Source organism: Saccharopolyspora shandongensis (genome assembly GCF_900106995.1).
Lineage (GTDB): Bacteria > Actinomycetota > Actinomycetes > Mycobacteriales > Pseudonocardiaceae > Saccharopolyspora > Saccharopolyspora shandongensis.
Genome location: NZ_FNOK01000048.1, coordinates 61044 through 78773, shown reverse-complemented (window position 1 = coordinate 78773; position 17730 = coordinate 61044). Strand labels below are relative to the sequence as shown.

Sequence of the window (17730 nt, the reverse complement as noted above, 5' to 3'; positions counted from 1 at the left end):
CCGGAGGTGGTGGCCACCAGGTACCGGTCCTGGAACCGCGCCCCGACGAGGTCGGGATCGGCGACGAACGCCTCGACCCGCTCGCGGGTCACCTGGCGGTCGGTGACCCAGTCGTCGAAGTGTCCCATCAGCGTCTTCTTGTCGGTGACCGGGAGCAGTGCCGGATCGTCGACCTTGTCTGGCAGGTCGCGATACAGCTCGCGGTAGTACGGCGAGTTCGCGCGGGCGTAAGCCACCATCTCGGCCAGGCGGGCGCGCTGCCGTCGCGCGATCGCCTCGGCGCCCTGCCGCATGTCTCGTCGTGCGTCGCGTGCGAGGCGCCGGACGCTTTCGGTCATGATGAGCTGGTCCTTTCTCCGGTGAGATTGGGGCTTCCGGCGGACGGCCGCACCGAAAGCAGGCCGTGCTGGGCGATGTCGAGGCCGTGCTGAGCGGCTTCCCACAGCTCTTCCTGTGACCGGTCCAGCTGGACGCTCGCCAGGCCTGCCTGCTGGATGGCGCCGATCACGGCGCCGGTCATCGCCGCCGCGGTGACCGGGTCGAGCTGGCCGGGGAACACCTTCAGCAGCTCACCGGCGATCCGCTGCTGCAGGTCCAGCAGCAGGTACAGCCCCTTGGCCTGGAGCGCCGGCGTGGTCAGCGCCAGCCGGGCCGCCGCCGACAGCTCTGCGGGCTCCCGGCGGGGAACCTTGGGCCGGCGGTGAGCGGCGTACGTCTGGACCGCCCGCGCCAGCACCTCGCCCGGGCCTTCCTCCGGCCGGCGTTCCGCGATCGCCTCGAACAGCACGTCGAAGTCCCGTGCGGCGTCGTTGAACAGCACCTCGTCCTTGCTGCGGAAGTAGTTGAAGAACGTCTTGGGATCGACATCCGCCACGGCGGCGATCTCCGCGACCGTGGTCTGCTCATACCCCTGTTCCTCGAACAACCTGACGGCCGCCATGACGATCCGGCGTCTGGTCAGCTGCTTCTTCCACTCGCGTCGCGACTCCTCCACGAAGGAAAACGTACACCCACTGGAATTTTCCATCAACTGGAAAATTTCGAACAGCGGCCGAGCCGACAGATGCGACGGCCGCGGCCTTCCGGGGGCACGGAGTGGCGACCGCGCTGCTGCGGCACGTGCTCACCTTCCCGCAGTTCAAGACGTACGTGCTCGAAGACATCGCCGACACCAACGCGCCCGCGCTCGGCCTCTACGAGAAGCTCGGCTTCCGCAAGTTCAGGCGCAAGAAGGTGCGCGGACCGGGATCAACGCGTACGTCTCGATGCGCCCCACCCAGGCATAGCGCCGAGCACGGCCGGGCCCCGGACGACAATTCATGCGAAATAATGCATAAAAGGCCAAACGGGTGAACGCGCTTTACATGATCACGATCATGACGCAGATCGAACCACCCACCCCGCAATCCGTCGTCCGGGCCATGGGCAACCTCGGCGCCGAGATCCAGTCCCCCGACGAAGGCGCCGACCCCGGCGACATGCCGTTCCTGCTCGGCGCGCTGCTGACCCACGTCGAACGCCTCGTCGCCGAGCAGCTCGGCGACCAGACCGAGGACGTCGTCCAGGGCTGGATCCTGGCGACCGACGGGGATCCCGGCGAGTCCCTGGAACTGCTGCACCGGCGCGTCCTGCTCCTCCAGCACCAGCTCGTCACCATCGCCGAGCACACCGATCCCGACGACGCCGGCGCGCAGATCCTCAACGCCACCAACCACGCCGCGGTCGCGATGCTGTACCTGATCAGCCTGTGGGGCGTGTGGCGCAGCGACGACGACGACCCCGAATGGATGGAGAGCACCCGCAAGGAGGCCCTGGACCGGCTGCAGGACGCCGTGTCCTACCTGAGCTCCGACGTCCGGTACCAGTGACCCGCTTCTCCAAGCGGCGCAACGGAAACACCTGATCGCCGGGCGTCGGAGCCCGCTGGACGACGAGATCGCAACCTGATCGGCCCGAACCCGCTCTCGCGGACGGCCCCCGGTCCCGGTTGCGATCTCGGCGTGCCTCACTCTCCGCACTCGTCAGCAGCACTTCGGCCATTCCGCTCACGGCGCACACCTGCCGACAAGAGCCCGGAAATCGCAAGCAGGACTGATCGGTCGCGCCCACGGCTCGGGCCGATGATCGTGCAGCCCTGATCAATGCTGGTCCTAAGTGGACAGTATTCATCACCCGGCCCGGCGGCGACGAGCTCGCGTCGAACCGCTTCGACGCGATGACACGCGGGCCACAGGAAGCCATCGAGGCATGGACGAGCAGCGCTCCCGGTCAGCTCGGGTAGCGGCCGCCGAGCGCTCGGGTGATCCGCTCCGCGTGCTCCACCAGGACGTCGACCCACTCCACGCACTTCTCGTAGGGCATCCGCAGCGTCGGCCCGTGCACCATCACCGCGCCGAGGAGGTCGGCGGCCGAGTCGAACACCGGCGCCGCCAGGCCCGATGCCCCGTCGACGCGTTCGCCCACCGTGATCGCGTACCCCTCCGCCGCCGTCTGCCTGATCAGCCGGTGCAGCTCGTCCCGATCCGTCACCGTGCTCTCGGTCAGCCTGGGCAGCTCTGCGCCGAGCACGCGCTCGGCCAGCCCCGGGTTCCAGGCGAGCAGCACACGGCCGGACGACCCGACCGTGATCGGCGCGATGTCGCCGACCGACATGGCCCTGCGCAGCGCGTGGTGTGTCTCGGCGACGGCCACGCACACCCGGTGCTCGCCTTCGACACGGAAGAAGCACGCCGTCTCGCCGGTCGCGTCGCGCAGGTCCTTCAGCACCGGGTTGACCACGCCCAGCACGTCGAGGTCCTTGCCCGCGGCAGCACCCCAGTAGGCCATCTGCACGCCGAGCCGGAACCGGTCCTCGGCGCGGTCCAGGAACCCGTGCGCGACCAGGTTCGTCACCAGCCGCTGCACGGTGGACTGCGGAAGCCCGGTCGCCTGCTGGATCTCCCGCAACGTCATCGACGGCTGCCGCAGCGTGAACGCGTTCAGGATCTCCGCGATCTTGCCGAGCACGAGCAGCGGACGCTGCGCCCCACCTGCGGAATCTCCACCGATTGCCATGCCCAGAACTTACGGCAACCGACGAGCGCCGCCGGTACCCGCACCGGCGGCACGCCCGGCTGAACCGGCCGACGACGAGAACTCCATGCTGCTCAAGCCTTCTCGCGGCGCGCCGCAGGATCAGGCGGTCCGGTACGGGTAGCGCGTGGACCGGCGGCCGATGAAGAACCAGAGGAGGCTGCCCAGGAACGGCGCCATGAACACGAGCACGATCCAGACCAGCTTCATCCCAAGGCCTTGGTGCGAAGCGAGGACGCTGATCAGCGCCCCGACGACCAAGACGACGTACCCGAGCACCGCGAGCGCGGCGACGATCAACCCGACCGAGTACAGGCCGCTGTCGGCGGCGAGGGCGGCCTGCTGAACGACTGAGAGCATGGCGTGACTTCTCCTGTCCGCGCCCGTAGCGCGTTTCTTCTCCGGTCGCCTGCTCGCGACCGGTCAACACGAACGACGGTATTCGGCGGGCGCGTACTACCGCGTCATCCCCGGCACTGGTCTTCCGGTACTCCACAGGTCGTAGTCCGCGTCAATCCTCAGTCGTAGGAACGGCTTTCCACCCCGGGTTCAGCTCGCCTTCGGCGAGCCCACCTCGAACTCCGCGCCGAACGGATCCGTGATCACGGCCAGTCGGCCGTAGATCATGTCGAAGGGCTCGCCCGCGGTGCCGCCGGCCTCGACGGCCCGCCGCGCCGCCGCGTCGGCGTCCGCCACCTGGAACAGGGTCGTCCAGCGGGACTTCCCGGCGTTCGGGTCGCCGAAGATGCCGCCGATCTCGTGGCCGTCCGGCCTGCGCAGGAACGTGAAGTCGGCGCGCGGCATGTCCGGGTTGTCGTCCAGCACGTAGTCGAAGGTGGCGGCGTAGAAGTCGCGCGCGGGCCCCGGCTGCGCGGTGACCAGGTCGTTGCGCAGCAAGGAGTTCGGCTCGTTGACGATCTCGGAACCGAGGTGCGCGCCGGCCTGCCACAGCCCGAACTGCGCGCCGGTGTTGTCCCGGATGATCGCCATCCGGCCCTGGTCCATCACGTCCATCGGTCCCGCCAGGACCGAGCCGCCCGCGTCGACCGCCTTGGTGACCGTGGCGTCGCAGTCATCGGTCGCGAAGTACAGGTTCCACCAGAAGTCCGTGGCGTCGGGATCCAGGTTCGGCATGATCGCCGCGACGGGTTTGCCGCGCAGCAGGCACATGGTGTACCGGCCGGTCTCCTCCGGACCCACCTCGAACTCCCAGCCGAACAGCGCCCCGTAGAACGCCATCGCCCGATCGAGGTCCGGGATGCCGAGGTCGATCCAGGTCGGCGTGCCCGTCGGCTGGGCGGTGGTCAGCTCGCTCATCACTTCTCCCTGTCGTGGCCGTGTGGGGCGACGGTAGCGACGGGGTCCGACAACCGCACGTCGATCGGCTTTCGATCTCCAGCCGAAACACCTTGCGGACGAACCGAAACGCGGCCGGGGGCGACGTCGCCGTTCCGCCTACCAGCGAACTGGCGAGTGCGGCATGCTCGCCGCTCATCCGTCCTGACCGGACACCCGGGACCCATCACCAAGGTTCTGGTCAGCCCGGATGGTTCCTTCCTCGCAACCCAAGCCAACGGAGACCCGGACGTGGGCCGGTGGCATCCCGATGGTGGGGAAAGAGCCGTCCTAACCGGACACCGGAATGCCATCGCCAACGTCTGGATCAGCCCGGACGGGCAGCGGCTGGCGACCTCGAAACGATGGGGTCCTGCAGGTGTGGGCGCAGACGACGCCGAGTGCAGCGTGCACAACAGCCTGATCGCCGATGTCGCGATCGGGGCAGACGGGACTGCATTGCGGCCATCTGTGCCGCAGATCGAACCGCGCGGCTGTGGAGCGCGACGGCGGCCGAGTGCGTCACGGCCTTGCGCACCGATTCCGCGCCGGGGATTCGTCCGGTTCCGGGGTACCGGAGCAAAACCGTAAACATCCCGTAAGCCGTCCCCGCGAAGCTTGCAGCACACGACGACGCCGGACGGATCCCGCCGACCGGCCCACCCGAAGGGAACGCAACCGATGCGCAAGTTCAAGCTCCAGGTCCAGACCACCGTCGACGGCTACATGTCCGGGCCGAACGGTGAGATGGACTGGATGACGCTGCCGTGGAGCGAGGACCTCGCCTCCTACATCGACGCGCTCAACAAGCCGATCGGCACGATCGTGCTGGGCCGCAAGCTCGCCGAGGGCTTCATCCCGCACTGGGCCTCGCAGCCGGCGGACGAGACGCAGGAGGGCATCGACCGGATCAACAACACGCCGAAGGTCGTCATCTCCACCACGCTGACCGAATCGCCGTGGGAGAACACCGTCGTCGCGAGCGATCTCGTCGAGACGATCCGCGAGCTCAAGGCGCAGCCGGGCGGCGACATCATCGCCTACGGCGGCGGCACGCTCGTCGCGAGCCTGATCGCCGAGGGCCTGCTCGACGAGCTGCACCTGATCGTCAACCCGACCGCGATCGGCGCCGGCATGCCGGTCTTCGGTGCCACCGGCGCGAACCAGCAGTTCGACTTCGTCGCCGCCACGCCGTTCGAGTGCGGGATCGTCGCTCTGCAGTACGCGCCGAAGAAGTCCTGAGCGATGGCCCGGATGCCGGGCTCAGACCCGGTCCAGCAGGTCCGCATCGCCGGCGGCGACCATGAGCGCGCGGGCCTGATCCGTGGTCAGGCCTTGGCCTTCCGCGTGGGCGGCGTCGAACGCGGCGCCGCCCATCGCGGTGCGCGCGACATCGGCGACGCGGTCGATGTCGGGTCGTTCGGCGGGCAGCAGCGGCATCCCGGTGGCGGCGCGGAGGGCCTCGGCGGCGCCGAGCAGCCGGGCGGCGGTGTCGTGCTCGCCGAGCTCCGCGGCCGCCGCGGCGGAGCCGCCGAGTGCGAACGCGGCGTCACGCGGGGCCTCGATGCGCTGGGCTCCGTCGAAGGCCCGCAGGTGTTCGGCCATGGCGGCGGCCGCTTCACCGCGTTGTTCTAGGACGTAGCCGAGTTCGACCTGGAGCATCGGCAGGAAAAGCGGCGTTTCCGGGCCGTCTGCGTTGAGCGCGAGCAGTTCGCGGAGGTGTCGTTCGGCGTCGTCGGGCCTGCCGTCGCGGCGCGCGGTGAACGCGAGCACGATCGTTGCGAACAACCGGCCGGGGTCGTAGCCGTGGTCGGCGGACAGCACCAGCACCTGCTCGGCGAAGTCGCGGGCCCGGTCGAACTCGGAGTGCTGCATCGCGATCCAGCCGAGCCAGCCGAGGTGGGCGGCCACCTGGCCCCACATCTCCAGTTCCTGCGCCAGCACCAGCGCCTCGCGGTGGATCTCGGCGGCGCCGGTGAGATCACCGGTCAGCTCGGCCAGGCCACCGAGCCATTCGGCGGCCTGCAGCCGGCCCCAGCGATCGCCCAGCTCGGCGAACGAGCGAGCCGCTTCCTGCGAGTGCCGCGCCAACGCGTCCACATCGGCGCGGCTGTGCGCCGATTTCGCCAGCGCCAGCTGGATGGTCGCCGCGCCCCAGCGGTCGCCCAGCTCACGGCACGTCGAAAGGCTCTGCTGCACGGCGGTTTCCAGGTCCTGATCGTCGCCCGAGTCCAATGCGGACAGCGTGAGGATCACCTCGGCGCGGGCGCGAACGGCCGGGTCGTCGAGCGCGGCCAGCGCCGCCGAAACCTCGTTCCGGCGCGACGCGGCATCGTTGAAATCGCCCTGCTGGAAGGCGAATGTGAGGCGCCACGCCAACACCGGTGCCCGGTGCCGCGCGCTGCCGCCCAGTTCGAGCGCCGCATCGACCCAGCGGAACGCCATGCCGGACCGGCCGCGCAGCAGCCAGTACCAGGCGAGCGCGTGCACCAGCCGGAGCGCCGAGTCGGCGTCGGCGTCCCGCACGAAGCCGTCCAGCGCCGCACGCAGATTCGCGTCCTCGGCGTCGAGGCGGCCCAGCCAGCGCTGCTGATCGGCGCCGTGCAGCTCGGGCGCGGCGCGCTCGGCCAGCGCCAGGTAGTACGCGTGATGCGCGCGCCGCGCCGCCACGTCCTCGCCCGCCTCGGCCAAGCGGTCGAGGCTGAACGCCGTCACCGACTCCAGCAGCCGGTAGCGCCGCCCGCTCTGCTGCACCAGCGACCGGTCCACCAGCCGCGCGACGACATCGGCGACCGTCGCGGTGTCGAGGTGGCCGTCCTCATCGGCGGAAGCCGTTGCGGCGCAGACGGCTTCGGCGGCTTCGAGAACGCATCCGCCCGGGTGGATCGCGAGGCGGCGGAGCACCGCGCGTTCGGTGTCGTCGAGCAGCCCCCAGCTCCAGTCGATCATCGCGGTGAGCGTTTGCTGCCGTGGCGGGGCGCCGCGGTGGCCGGTGGCGAGCAGCCGGAACCGGTCGTCCAGCCGGGACACCATCTCGTGCACGTCGAGCGCGCGAACCCGGGTCGCGGCCAGTTCCAGCGCCAGCGGAATCCCGTCGAGCCGCCGGCAGAGGGTCGCGACGGCGTCGGCGTTGTCGGCGTCCAGCGCGAAGTCGCGAGCACTCGCGCGGGCGCGATTCACGAAGAGCCGGACCGCGTGCGACTGCGCGAGATCGTTGAACGAGGTGTCCGCGGTGGGCACGGACAGCGGTTGCAGCGGCACGATGTCCTCGCCGGGCAGGCGCAGCGGTTCGCGGCTGGTCGCCAGGACGTGCAGGTTCGGCACCGCGCGCAGCAGGTGCTCGGCCAGGTCCGCGGCATGGTCGACGACGTGCTCGCAGTTGTCCAGCACCAGCAGCAGGTGCTTGTCGGCCAGCGCTTCGCCCAATGCTTCGACGGGGTCGACGGGCCCGTCCTCCGCGGCACGGACGCCGATGACCTGCGCGACCTCTTCCGCGAGCCAGCCGGCCTCGTCCGTCGCGGTCGGCTGCAGCGGCGCCAGCTCGACCAGCCACGTGCCGTCCGGGAACCTCTCGGCCACGCTCGCCGCCGCGGCCAGCGCGAGCCGGGTCTTGCCGACGCCGCCCGGCCCGGTGAGGCTGACCAGCCGCGATTCGGCGACCGCGCGGCCCAGCTCGCCGAGGTCGGCGTCCCGGCCGATCAGCTCGGTGCGCTGCGCCGGGATGTTGCTGGTGCGCCGCCGAACCAACGGCTGCGGTCGCGGCGCGGCGAGGGCGGGATCCTGCGCGAGCAGCGACCGTTGCAGTTCGACGAGCTCCGGGCTCGGATCCACGCCCAGTTCGTCAGCCAGCCGCCTGCGCAGATCCTCGTAGCCGTCGAGGGCCTCGGCCTGGCGTCCAGCCCCGTAGAGCGCCCTCAGCTGGGCCGCGCGCAGCCGTTCGCGCAGGGGATGCGCGGCGACGAACGTCGTGAGATCTCCCGCCACCTCGCGGTATTCGCCCAACACCAGCCGTGCCTCGGCGAGTTCTTCGACGGCCACCAGGCGCAGTTCCTCCAGCTGCGCGATGGCCGCCTGCGCGAAGGCCGCGTCGCGGAAGTCGGCGAAGGCGGGCCCCCGCCACAGGTCGACCGCCTCGGCGAGCACCCGGACCCGGGTCGCGGTGTCGGAGGTTTCGCGGGCGTCGGCCAGCAGCGCGCGAAAGCGCAGGGCGTCGACGTCGGCGGTGGCCAGGCGGTAGCCGGGCGGCGGCGACACCACCAGGTCCCGGCCGCCGGTCTCGGCATCCTCCAGCGCGCGCCGCAGCTGCGAGGCCTTGGCCGCCAGCGTGCCCGCGGGATTGCCCGGCGGATCCTCGGCCCAGATGTCGTCCACCAGCCGGTCCGCGGACACCGGCTGACCGGCGTCGACCAGCAGATCAGCCAGCAGGGCACGCACCTTCGCGCCCGGCACGGGCACGACGGAGCCGCTGTCGGTCCACACCGTCAACGGGCCCAACACACCGAAACGCATGAGCGCAGCTTATAAAGCCCTGTTTCCAGGCTCGTTCTGCGTGGCGGTGCGGGTAGCGGAACCTCAGGCGCCTTCTCGCTGTGGGATCCCCGACTCATGAATGCCAATTCACCACATCGGGGCTGTCCTCGCGAGAAGACCCCTGAGAACCCGCAGCGGTGCAAGCTGCGAGGGTGGGCCAAGCGGCTTCGCCGCTTCAAAGACAAAACCCCGCCCTACCGAACTCCACACCACGACATCCAAAACAGCCTCCATAGAGGCTTTTCCGCCCTGATCCCGCAAATCGGCAGGTCGCGCTCCTGGCTTCGGGGCGGCGCCGCTCGGTGGCGGGGCGGCGGTTTCGCGCGAAACCGTCATCCGGCAGGCGTGGTGGCGCCGTTTTCGCGCGAAAACGGCGCCACCCAACCGCCTTCCACCGCGTCCGAACTGGGCCGGAAGGCGACCGTAAACAATCCGGAAGGCGCCGCGCGCACTGTGGTGACAACAGAGCGAACACCGCGAACAGGAGATCACCATGAAGCGCATCGCCCTCGCACTCACCGCCGGAATCGCAGCCACCGCACTGCTCACCGGGTGCGGCGCCGCGAACGCCCCGGCCGAGCCGGCCGCCGCCACCTCGACTCCGGGTGCGTACGCCGACGTCAACGGCCTGCGCATGTACTACGAGCGGTACGGCACCCCGACCGACCAGCCGCCGCTGGTGCTGCTGCACGGCGCCCTGTCCGGCATCAGCACCGACTTCGGGGAGCTGATCCCGGAGCTGGCCAAGACCCGCGAGGTCATCGCCGTGGAACAGCAGGCCCACGGTCGGACCGCCGACGTCGACCGCCCGCTCCGCACGTCGCAGATGGCCGACGACACCGTCGCGCTGCTGCGGCAGATCGGTGTCCAGCGCGCCGACGTCCTCGGCTACAGCATGGGCGCCGGGATCGCGCTGGAGATCACGCTGAAGAACCCGGACCTGGTGCGCAAGCAGGTGCTGCTCTCCGGCGGCCTGGGCGTCGAAGGGATGCACCCGGGGGTGATGGACGGGATCGCGGAACTGCGTCCGGAACACCTCTACGGATCGCCGTTCCACAGCGACTACCTGAAGAACGCGCCGCGCCCGGAGGACTTCCCGCGGCTGGTGTCCCGGGTCATCGAGTACGACATGAACCCGGCCCCGTCGGTCTCGCCGGACGCCGCACGTGCGGTCACGGCCCCGACGCTGACGGTGATCGGCGACTCCGACATCGTCCGGCCGGAGCACGCCGTCGAGATGTTCCGGCTCTTCGGCGGCGGCGTCATGGGCGACACCCCCGAGGGCCTGCCGAACGCGCAGCTGGCGATCCTGCCCGGCACCTCGCACGTCACCGCGCCGCACCGCCCCGAGCTGCTGCTGCCGATGATCCCGGCCTTCCTCGACGCGCCCGTCGAGGAAACCCGATGACGGACGGGCCGCGGATCGCGATGATCATCGGATCCACCCGGGCGGGCCGCTTCGGCCCACCGAACCGAAGACGAACGCGATGTGAAAGCACCGCAACCCCAACGGATGTGGGCGTCCTCCGCGGAGGGCGCCCACATCCGGCTAGCGCCTGACGGTCGTTTCGCAATGGCTCCGCCAGGCCCATCCGAAGGTGTCCGGGTACCAGCGGCGATTTCGCGCGAAATCGCCGCCCTGCGCCCCAGGGGGCCACATCACATGCGTGCCCGCGCAGCGCCCGCTAAGGGAAGACGATCCGGCCCAGCATCTCCCGCAGCTGGGCGACGACCTCGGTGGGCAGGTCTCCGAAGTACGCGCTGTGCGCCTGGTCCACCAGTTCCTGCGCCTCATCGCGCACCCGGTGCCCTTCCTCCGTGGCGGCGATCAGCCTGTTGCGGCGGTCCGCCGGGTCCGGCGTGCGCGCGACGAGGCCGCGCTCCTCCAGCTCGTCGATCAGTCCGACGATCTGGCTGGGGTCGAGGCCCATCGTCGCCGCGACGCTGCGCTGGTTGACGCCCGCCGAGTGTTCGCAGGCCAGCACGAGCACCGAGTAGGAGCGCACCTTCAGGCCGAGCGGGACCAGCGCCTTGTTCACCGCGCCGAGCACCATTCCGCCTGCCCGGGAGAGCAGGAACCCGATGTCGTCCGCCAGCAACCGCGCCTGGGTCTCTGCCATGCGCCCTCCTCCGTGTCGCGCCGCAAGAGTAGCAGATCTCAATCATTGACTTTTTCAATGATGGATGCTTGCCTGTGATCCACCCGACAGGAGGAGCACCGATGGATCTGAGCGGCAAGGTCGCGATCGTCACCGGCAGCGGGCGGGGACTCGGACTCGCATACGCCGAAGAGCTCGCCCGCAACGGCGCCGCGGTGGTGATCAACGACGTCGACGAGGCCGCCGCGCACGCGGCCGCCGCCGGGATCGTCGCGGCGGGTGGCCGGGCCACGGCCGTCGTCGCCCCGGTCGGCACGGCCGAAACCGCGCGCAAGCTCGTGGCCGGCGCGGTCGAGGCGTTCGGCCGGCTGGACGTCCTGGTCACCAACGCCGGCATCCTGCGCGACAAGGTGCTGTGGAAGATGACCGACGAGGACTTCGACGCGGTGATCGACGTGCACCTGCGCGGCACCTTCACCTGCGTGCGCGAGGCCGTGCTGCGCTTCCGCGAGCAGGGCGGGGGCGGCCGGATCATCTGCATCGGCTCCCCCGCCGGGCAGCGGGGCAACTTCGGCCAGACCAACTACTCGGCGGCCAAGGCCGCCATCGTCGGCATGGTCCGCACCTGGGCCCTGGAACTGCAGCGCGCCGGCATCACCGTCAACGCCGTCTGCCCGGTCGCGGCGACCGCGATGACCGAGACGATCCCGTTCCTCGCGCCGCACATCGAGTCGATGAAGCGCGGCGAGCCGCTGCCCGCCGTGATCCGCCGCGAGGTCGGCATGGGCACGCCCGAGGACGCCGCCGGGATCGTCTCCTTCCTCGCCTCCGAAGCCGCCGCCGGGATCACCGGCCAGGCGCTATCGGTCGGCGGCGACCGGCTGGCGCTGTGGTCGCACCCTCAGCTGACCGCCACCGCCTTCCACGACGGCGGGTGGTCCGCCGACGACATCGCCGGGTCGTGGGGCGAGGCGTTCGCGGGCTCGGTCGAGTCGGTCGGCGAGGAGTTCCCGGCGGAGCTGGTGGCGAAATGAGCCCGGTCCGCTACGAGTGCGGCGTCGACTTCGACGCGGTCGAGGCCATCGACATCCACACCCACGTCGAGATCGACGCCTGCGGGCATCGATCGCTGGACGACGAGCTGATGGCCGCGTCCGAGAAGTACTTCAAATCCGGCGAGGAACGCACGCCCCGCATCGAATCCATCGCCGAGCACTACCGCGAGCGCAACATGGCCGCCGTCGTGTTCACCGTCGACGCCACCTCTGCCACCGGGCACGGACCGAACTCCGTCGAAGAGATCGCGGAGCTGGCCGCCGCCCACAACGACGTGCTGATCCCTTTCGGCTCGGTCGATCCGTGGCGCGGCAAGGCGGCCGTCGACCGGGCTCGCGCGCTGGTCGAGGACTACGGCGTGCGGGGCTTCAAGTTCCATCCGAGCCTGCAGAGCTTCGAACCCGACGACCGGCGGTTCTACCCGCTGTACGAGGCCATCGCGGCGGCCGGTGTGCCCGCGCTGTTCCACACCGGACAGACGGGCATCGGCGCCGGGCTGCCGGGAGGGCACGGCATCAAGCTCCGCTACTCCGACCCGATGCTCCTCGACGACGTCGCCGCCGACTTCCCGGACCTGACGATCGTCATGGCCCATCCGGCGGTGCCGTGGGTCGACGCGCAGATCTCCATCGCCACCCACAAGGCCAACGTCTACCTCGACCTGTCCGGCTGGTCCCCGAAGTACTTCCCGCCCCAGCTCGTCAGGGCGGCGAACTCCGTGCTGCGCGAGAAGGTGCTCTTCGGCTCCGACTTCCCGGTGATCCAGGTCGACCGCTGGCGCAGGGACTTCGCCGCCCTCGACATCAAGCCCGAAGTGGCGCCGCTGATCTTCAAGGAGAACGCGCTGCGCGTCCTGGGCATCAAGCGCTGACCGACCGCACCACACCGACAGGAGACCCATGTCCACCACTCGCGTCGCAACCCTCGCCGACCTCAAACCCCTGGTGGGCGAGCCGCTGGGAACCAGCTCGTGGATCGAGGTGCCGCAGGAGCGGATCAGCACCTTCGCCGACGCCACCGACGACCACCAGTGGATCCACGTCGACCCCGAGCGCGCCCGGGCGGAAAGCCCGTTCGGCGGGCCGATCGCGCACGGCTACCTGACGTTGGCGCTGATCATCCCGATGTGGGCCGAGGTGCTCACGGTCGACAGCGTGACCATGGCCGTGAACTACGGGCTGAACAAGGTCCGGTTCACCAGCCCCGTGCCCGCCGGCGGCCGGGTGCGGCTGAACGCCGCGCTGAAGGCGGTCGAGGACCTGCCGAAGGGCGGCGTGCAGCTGACCGTCGACGGCCGGATCGAGCTCGAAGGCGCCGAACGGCCCGCCGTGGTGGCCGAGCCGGTCTACCGCTTCTTCGAATAGCGGCCCCGTCCCCGAGGAACAGGGAGAGAACCGTGCCATTCACACAACGGCGCATCGCCAAGGCGGCTGTCGCGACCTCGGTGGCGGCGCTGGCCTTCGCCGCGTGCGTCACCGCCAGCAGCGCGGCGCCGAAGGAGGACTCGCTGTCGGCCAGGCCCGGGCCGGACGGAACCACCTTCTGGGACGTCTACGAGCAGCCTCCGGAAACGGCGAAGCCCGGCGACATCTACTGGATCCAGCCGCGGTCCGACGCGCCGCGCGGCGCCCGGGGCTGGAACGTCGTCTACGTCTCGGAGATCCAGCCCGGCGTCAAGAAGTACGTGTCCGGCGAGATCTACGTGCCGACGACCAGGAGCGACGCCCCGCGCGACATGGTGCTCTGGAACCACGAGACGACCGGGTTGGCCGACAGCTGCGCACCGTCCCGCCGGAGCCTGGGCGAGGACCGGGTCCCGGCGATCCGGGACCTGCTCGGCCAGGGCCGCGTCGTCACGATGAGCGACTACCCCGGGCAGGCGCTGCCCGGCCCCTCGCACTACATGGCGGGCCAGGTCAACGCGCGGGCGTCCCTGGACGTGCTGCGCGCCGTGCGGAACCTCCCCGAGCTCAACGCCTCCAACCGGTTCGTCGAGTACGGCTGGTCGCAGGGCGGCCAGACGACCATGCACGTCGAATCGATCGCGCGGACCTACGCCCCGGAGTTCGAGGGCCTGGGCGCCGCGCTCATCGCGCCCGCCGTCCGGATCCGCGAGCTGACCGGCAACTCCATGCAGCACCCGGAACTGGCCGGCTACGTCATCTCGACGCTGCCCGGGATCAAGGCCGCCTACCCGCACCTGCGCTACGGCGACTTTCTCACCGCCGAGGCCATGGAGCAGCTACCGGTGCTCGCCGACGGCTGCTTCGACATCTGGGACAGCGCGAGCACCTTGCGCGACCCGTACCAGCCGGGCGCGATGTCCCCCGACGGCCCCTGGTGGAAGGCGCTCACCGCGGTGGACGACTTCCGGCCCGCGGGCACGATGCCGTTCGCCGTCTACCAGGGATCGGCCGACACGACGACGCCCGTCGAGCTGACCGCCCGCGAGCGCACGGCCCTGTGCCAGGCGGGGTCCTCAGTGGACTACCACGAGTTCGACGGGCTCGACCACGAATCCGTCGTCCCGGAGGCGGCCGCGAGGTTCCCGGGCTGGGCCGCGGACCGGTTCGCCGGCGAAGCGGCACCGAGCAACTGCCCCCAGAACTGATCCGCCGCGCCTGGTCCACGACAGCAACCCGAAGGAGACCCACCGCATGCGCAATGAAGGCACCGGCACCTGGCCGCAGCGCCGCGCCCGCCTCTCCTCCGGCAAGACCGCGATCACCTTCCGCGGGCGCGCCACGACCTACCGCGAACTCGACGACCGGGTCACCCGCCTGGCGCACGCACTGCGCTCGCTCGGGGTCGGCCGCGGTGACCGGGTCGCGCTGTTGAGCACGAACCACCCCGCCTACCTCGAGACGCTGTTCGCCTCCGGCCTGATCGGCGCGATCTTCGTGCCGCTCAACGCCCGGCTGACCGCGCCCGAAGTGGACTACGTGATGCGTGATTCGGGCGCCGCCGTGCTCGTCCATTCCCGGGAACTCGGCGAGATCGCGCGGTCGGCCGCCGGCGACGCGGCCCGGGTCGTGCTCGACGGCCCCGGCCCGGACGCCCCCGGCTACGAGGAGCTGATCACGGCCGCCGACCCGTCCCGCATCGACGAGCCGGTCTCCCACGACGACCCGTGCTTCATCATGTACACCTCCGGCACCACCGGCCGCCCCAAGGGCGTGGTCCTCACCCACGGCAACATCGTGTTCTCCGTGATGAACGCCGTCATCGACCTCGACCTGGACAGCCACGAAACGGCGCTGGTGTGCGCGCCGCTGTTCCACACCGCAGCCCTGGACGTCGTCGCCTTGCCGACCCTGCTCAAGGGCGGCAACGTGGTGATCGAGGAGGGCTTCGAGCCGGGCCGGATCCTCCGGGTACTCGAACGCGAACGCATCACCTACACCTTCGGCGTGCCGACGATGTTCGACGCGCTCAGCACCCATCCCGATTGGGAGACGACCGATCTGAGCGCGATCCGGCGGGTGATCGTCGCCGCGGCCCCCGTCCCGCCGCGCACCCTGCGCACCTACACCGAGCGCGGGATCAAGATCTGCCAAGGCTACGGCCTGACCGAGACCGGCCCGGGCGCGCTGATCCTCACCCCGGACGAAGTCGAGCGGAAGCTCGGCACGGCGGGTGTTCCGCACTTCTTCACCGATGTCCGGATCGTCGATGCAGACGGCCGCGAGGTGGCGCCCGGCGAGCGCGGCGAGATCCAGATCTGCGGCCCGAACGTCATGCTCGGGTACTGGAACCGGCCGGACGCCACCGCCGACACCTTCACCGACGGGCGGTGGCTGCGCTCCGGCGACATCGGCGTCGCCGACGCCGACGGGTTCGTCGCCGTCGTGGACCGCCTCAAGGACCTGATCATCTCCGGCGGCGAGAACATCTACCCGGCCGAGGTCGAGGCGGCGATCCTCGAAATGCCGGGAGTCGCCGGTTGTGCGGTCTTCGGCGTGCCGCACGAGAAGTGGGGCGAGGTGGGCTGCGCCGCGGTCGCGCTGGAGGACGGCCACGAGCTCGACCACGCCCGGCTCGTCGAGTTCCTCGCGCCCCGGCTGGCCAAGTACAAGATCCCGCGGTCGCTCCTCGTGATCGACGAGATCCCCCGCAACTCCACCGGGAAGATCCGCAAGGACCTCCTCCGGCGCCGGTTCGCCTGAACTCCCCCGCTCGACCCGAGATCCGTCACCGACGGCACCTGACCGAAGGAGCCCCATGCCTTCCCCTGCTGCGGCCGAGCAGCTCTCGGCGCCCGAACGCGCGACGGAGGCGCGCCGGGTCGTGCTGTCGAGCTACCTCGGCAGCACCCTCGAGTACTACGACTTCCTGCTCTACGGCACCGCGGCCTCGCTCGTGTTCGGGCCGGTGTTCTTCGCCGGCCTCCCGCCCGCCGCCGGCACGATCGCCTCGCTCGGCACGTTCGCGGCCGGCTACCTGGCCCGGCCCATCGGCGGTGTCCTCTTCGGACACTTCGGCGACCGGGCGGGCCGCAAGGCGATGCTCGTCCTGGCCATGACCGTCATGGGCGTGGCATCGGTCCTCATCGGCCTCGTGCCGCCCGCGTCGGTCATCGGCCCGTGGGGCGCGATCATCCTCGTCGCCCTGCGGGTGCTCCAGGGCGTCGCGATCGGGGGTGAATGGGGCGGGGCCGCGCTGATGGCGCTCGAACACGCCGATCCGAGGCGCCGGGGTTACCTGGCCGCGTTCACCAACGCCGGCGCCCCCACCGGCGCCGTGCTCGGCACGCTCGTGATGACGCTGTTCGCGCTGCTGCCCGAAGACGAGTTCATGCGGTGGGGCTGGCGAATCCCGTTCCTGCTCTCGGCCGTCATGCTCGCGATCGGCCTCTTCGTGCGCGCCAAGGTCTCGGAGAGCCCGATCTTCCGGGCCGCGGCCGAGCAGACCGGGAACGAACCGGGCGCCCCGCCGATCGTCGAGGTGCTGCGGCGGCCCAAGGTCGTGCTGGTGGCAGCGTTCGCGTGCTTGGCCGGATTCGCCCTGCAGACCGCGTTCACCACCTTCGGCATCACCTACGCCGTCGAAACCGGCACGCCGCGGCCGGATGCCCTGTTCGGCTTCGCGATCGGCCAGTTCTTCGCCATCTTCTTCATCCTCGGCTACGCCCGGCTGTCCGACCGGTTCGGCCGGCGCCCGGTGATGCTCTTCGGACTCGTGGCGATGATCGTCCTGGTGTTCCCGATCCTCGGCCTGCTCGCGACGGGGAACTTCCCGGCCGTGGCCGCCGCCTTCACGCTGTACACGTTCTGCCACGGCGCCATGTACGGACCGATGGCGGCGTACATCTCCGAGCAGTTCGGCACCCGCACCCGCTACACGGGCGCCTCCCTCGGCTACCAGCTGGCAACCCTGCTCGGCGGCGGATTCACGCCGGTCATCCTGGCGACCCTGGCGGCGTCCACCGGCAACTCGATAGTCCCGGTGGGAGGGTTCATCATCGCGCTAGGCGCCCTCAGCGCCGTGGTCCTCCTGACGACCCGAGAAACCAAGAACAACGACCTGACCGCGGTCTAGTCGAGCAACCGCCCTTGTGCTCGATGCCCGGTAAGAGCCGGGAGCGGTGCGAGCACCGCCAGCACGGACGGCGCCCGGCGTCGACGCGCATCCCACCCCG

15 protein-coding genes and 2 pseudogenes are annotated in these 17730 nt (G+C 70.5%); 10 read left to right on the top strand and 7 right to left on the bottom strand.

What is annotated here, in order from left to right; genetic code table 11:
* Both BLW84_RS35115 and BLW84_RS35110 read right to left on the bottom strand, forming a co-directional pair.
* A pseudogene (locus tag BLW84_RS35115) lies at positions 1–338 on the bottom strand (phenylacetate--CoA ligase family protein); the annotation flags it as partial.
* Positions 335–994, bottom strand: coding sequence for a TetR/AcrR family transcriptional regulator (locus BLW84_RS35110; protein ID WP_245761605.1), 660 nt, complete (start codon positions 992–994; stop codon positions 335–337). The gene BLW84_RS35110 and the pseudogene BLW84_RS35115, both read right to left, overlap by 4 nt.
* 83 nt (positions 995–1077) lie before the next feature.
* Between BLW84_RS35110 and BLW84_RS35105 the strand changes: the two are divergent.
* Both BLW84_RS35105 and BLW84_RS35100 read left to right on the top strand, forming a co-directional pair.
* Positions 1078–1353 (top strand): annotated as a pseudogene (locus tag BLW84_RS35105) (GNAT family N-acetyltransferase); the annotation flags it as partial.
* A 23-nt stretch (positions 1354–1376) separates the two neighbouring features.
* Positions 1377–1868 (top strand): hypothetical protein, encoded by a 492-nt coding sequence (locus BLW84_RS35100; protein WP_143061206.1) that lies wholly within the window; start codon positions 1377–1379, stop codon positions 1866–1868.
* A gap of 400 nt (positions 1869–2268) precedes the next feature.
* Here the strand turns inward: BLW84_RS35100 and BLW84_RS35095 are convergent, their stop codons facing one another.
* From BLW84_RS35095 to BLW84_RS35085, 3 genes are all read right to left on the bottom strand, one after another.
* Positions 2269–3054: an IclR family transcriptional regulator gene (locus BLW84_RS35095; RefSeq protein ID WP_093274544.1), complete on the bottom strand. Its 786-nt coding sequence runs from the start codon at positions 3052–3054 to the stop codon at positions 2269–2271.
* Between the two features lie 120 nt (positions 3055–3174).
* The gene (locus BLW84_RS35090; protein ID WP_093274542.1) at positions 3175–3432 is read right to left on the bottom strand and encodes a PLD nuclease N-terminal domain-containing protein; all 258 of its coding nucleotides are present in this window, start codon (positions 3430–3432) and stop codon (positions 3175–3177) included.
* Positions 3433–3621: 189 nt separating this feature from the next.
* Positions 3622–4389: a VOC family protein gene (locus BLW84_RS35085; RefSeq protein WP_093274539.1), complete on the bottom strand. Its 768-nt coding sequence runs from the start codon at positions 4387–4389 to the stop codon at positions 3622–3624.
* Between the two features lie 699 nt (positions 4390–5088).
* Here BLW84_RS35085 and BLW84_RS35080 point away from each other — a divergent pair.
* Positions 5089–5649, top strand: a complete 561-nt coding sequence (locus BLW84_RS35080; RefSeq protein WP_093274537.1) for a dihydrofolate reductase family protein — start codon at positions 5089–5091, stop codon at positions 5647–5649.
* A gap of 21 nt (positions 5650–5670) precedes the next feature.
* Here the strand turns inward: BLW84_RS35080 and BLW84_RS35075 are convergent, their stop codons facing one another.
* Positions 5671–8916 carry an AfsR/SARP family transcriptional regulator gene (locus BLW84_RS35075; protein ID WP_093274534.1) on the bottom strand — a complete coding sequence of 1082 codons (3246 nt, stop codon included), beginning with the start codon at positions 8914–8916 and terminating at the stop codon, positions 5671–5673.
* Positions 8917–9430: 514 nt separating this feature from the next.
* On the opposite strand from BLW84_RS35075, the gene BLW84_RS35070 reads away from it, so the two are divergent.
* On the top strand, positions 9431–10345 hold the full coding sequence (locus BLW84_RS35070) for an alpha/beta fold hydrolase (RefSeq protein ID WP_093274532.1): 915 nt from the start codon (positions 9431–9433) through the stop codon (positions 10343–10345).
* Between the two features lie 277 nt (positions 10346–10622).
* Here the strand turns inward: BLW84_RS35070 and BLW84_RS35065 are convergent, their stop codons facing one another.
* Positions 10623–11057, bottom strand: a complete 435-nt coding sequence (locus tag BLW84_RS35065; RefSeq protein WP_093274529.1) for a MarR family winged helix-turn-helix transcriptional regulator — start codon at positions 11055–11057, stop codon at positions 10623–10625.
* 101 nt (positions 11058–11158) lie between these two features.
* Between BLW84_RS35065 and couN the strand changes: the two genes are divergently transcribed.
* From couN to BLW84_RS35035, 6 genes are read left to right on the top strand one after another with little or no spacing between them, the layout of a single operon-like run.
* Entirely contained in the window at positions 11159–12070 is a 912-nt protein-coding gene (gene couN / locus BLW84_RS35060; RefSeq protein WP_093274527.1) for a 4-hydroxyphenyl-beta-hydroxyacyl-CoA dehydrogenase, read from the top strand.
* On the top strand, positions 12067–12963 hold the full coding sequence (gene couO, locus BLW84_RS35055; protein WP_093274524.1) for a 4-hydroxyphenyl-beta-ketoacyl-CoA hydrolase: 897 nt from the start codon (positions 12067–12069) through the stop codon (positions 12961–12963). The genes couN and couO overlap by 4 nt, the downstream gene beginning before the upstream one ends.
* Before the next feature lie 28 nt (positions 12964–12991).
* Positions 12992–13456, top strand: coding sequence for a p-hydroxycinnamoyl-CoA hydratase (gene couM, locus BLW84_RS35050; protein ID WP_093274516.1), 465 nt, complete (start codon positions 12992–12994; stop codon positions 13454–13456).
* 32 nt (positions 13457–13488) lie between these two features.
* Entirely contained in the window at positions 13489–14703 is a 1215-nt protein-coding gene (locus BLW84_RS35045; protein ID WP_093274513.1) for a lipase family protein, read from the top strand.
* A gap of 46 nt (positions 14704–14749) precedes the next feature.
* Entirely contained in the window at positions 14750–16258 is a 1509-nt protein-coding gene (locus tag BLW84_RS35040; protein ID WP_093274509.1) for an acyl-CoA synthetase, read from the top strand.
* 55 nt (positions 16259–16313) lie between these two features.
* Positions 16314–17630: an MFS transporter gene (locus tag BLW84_RS35035; RefSeq protein WP_093274505.1), complete on the top strand. Its 1317-nt coding sequence runs from the start codon at positions 16314–16316 to the stop codon at positions 17628–17630.
* Positions 17631–17730: the final 100 nt, after the last annotated feature.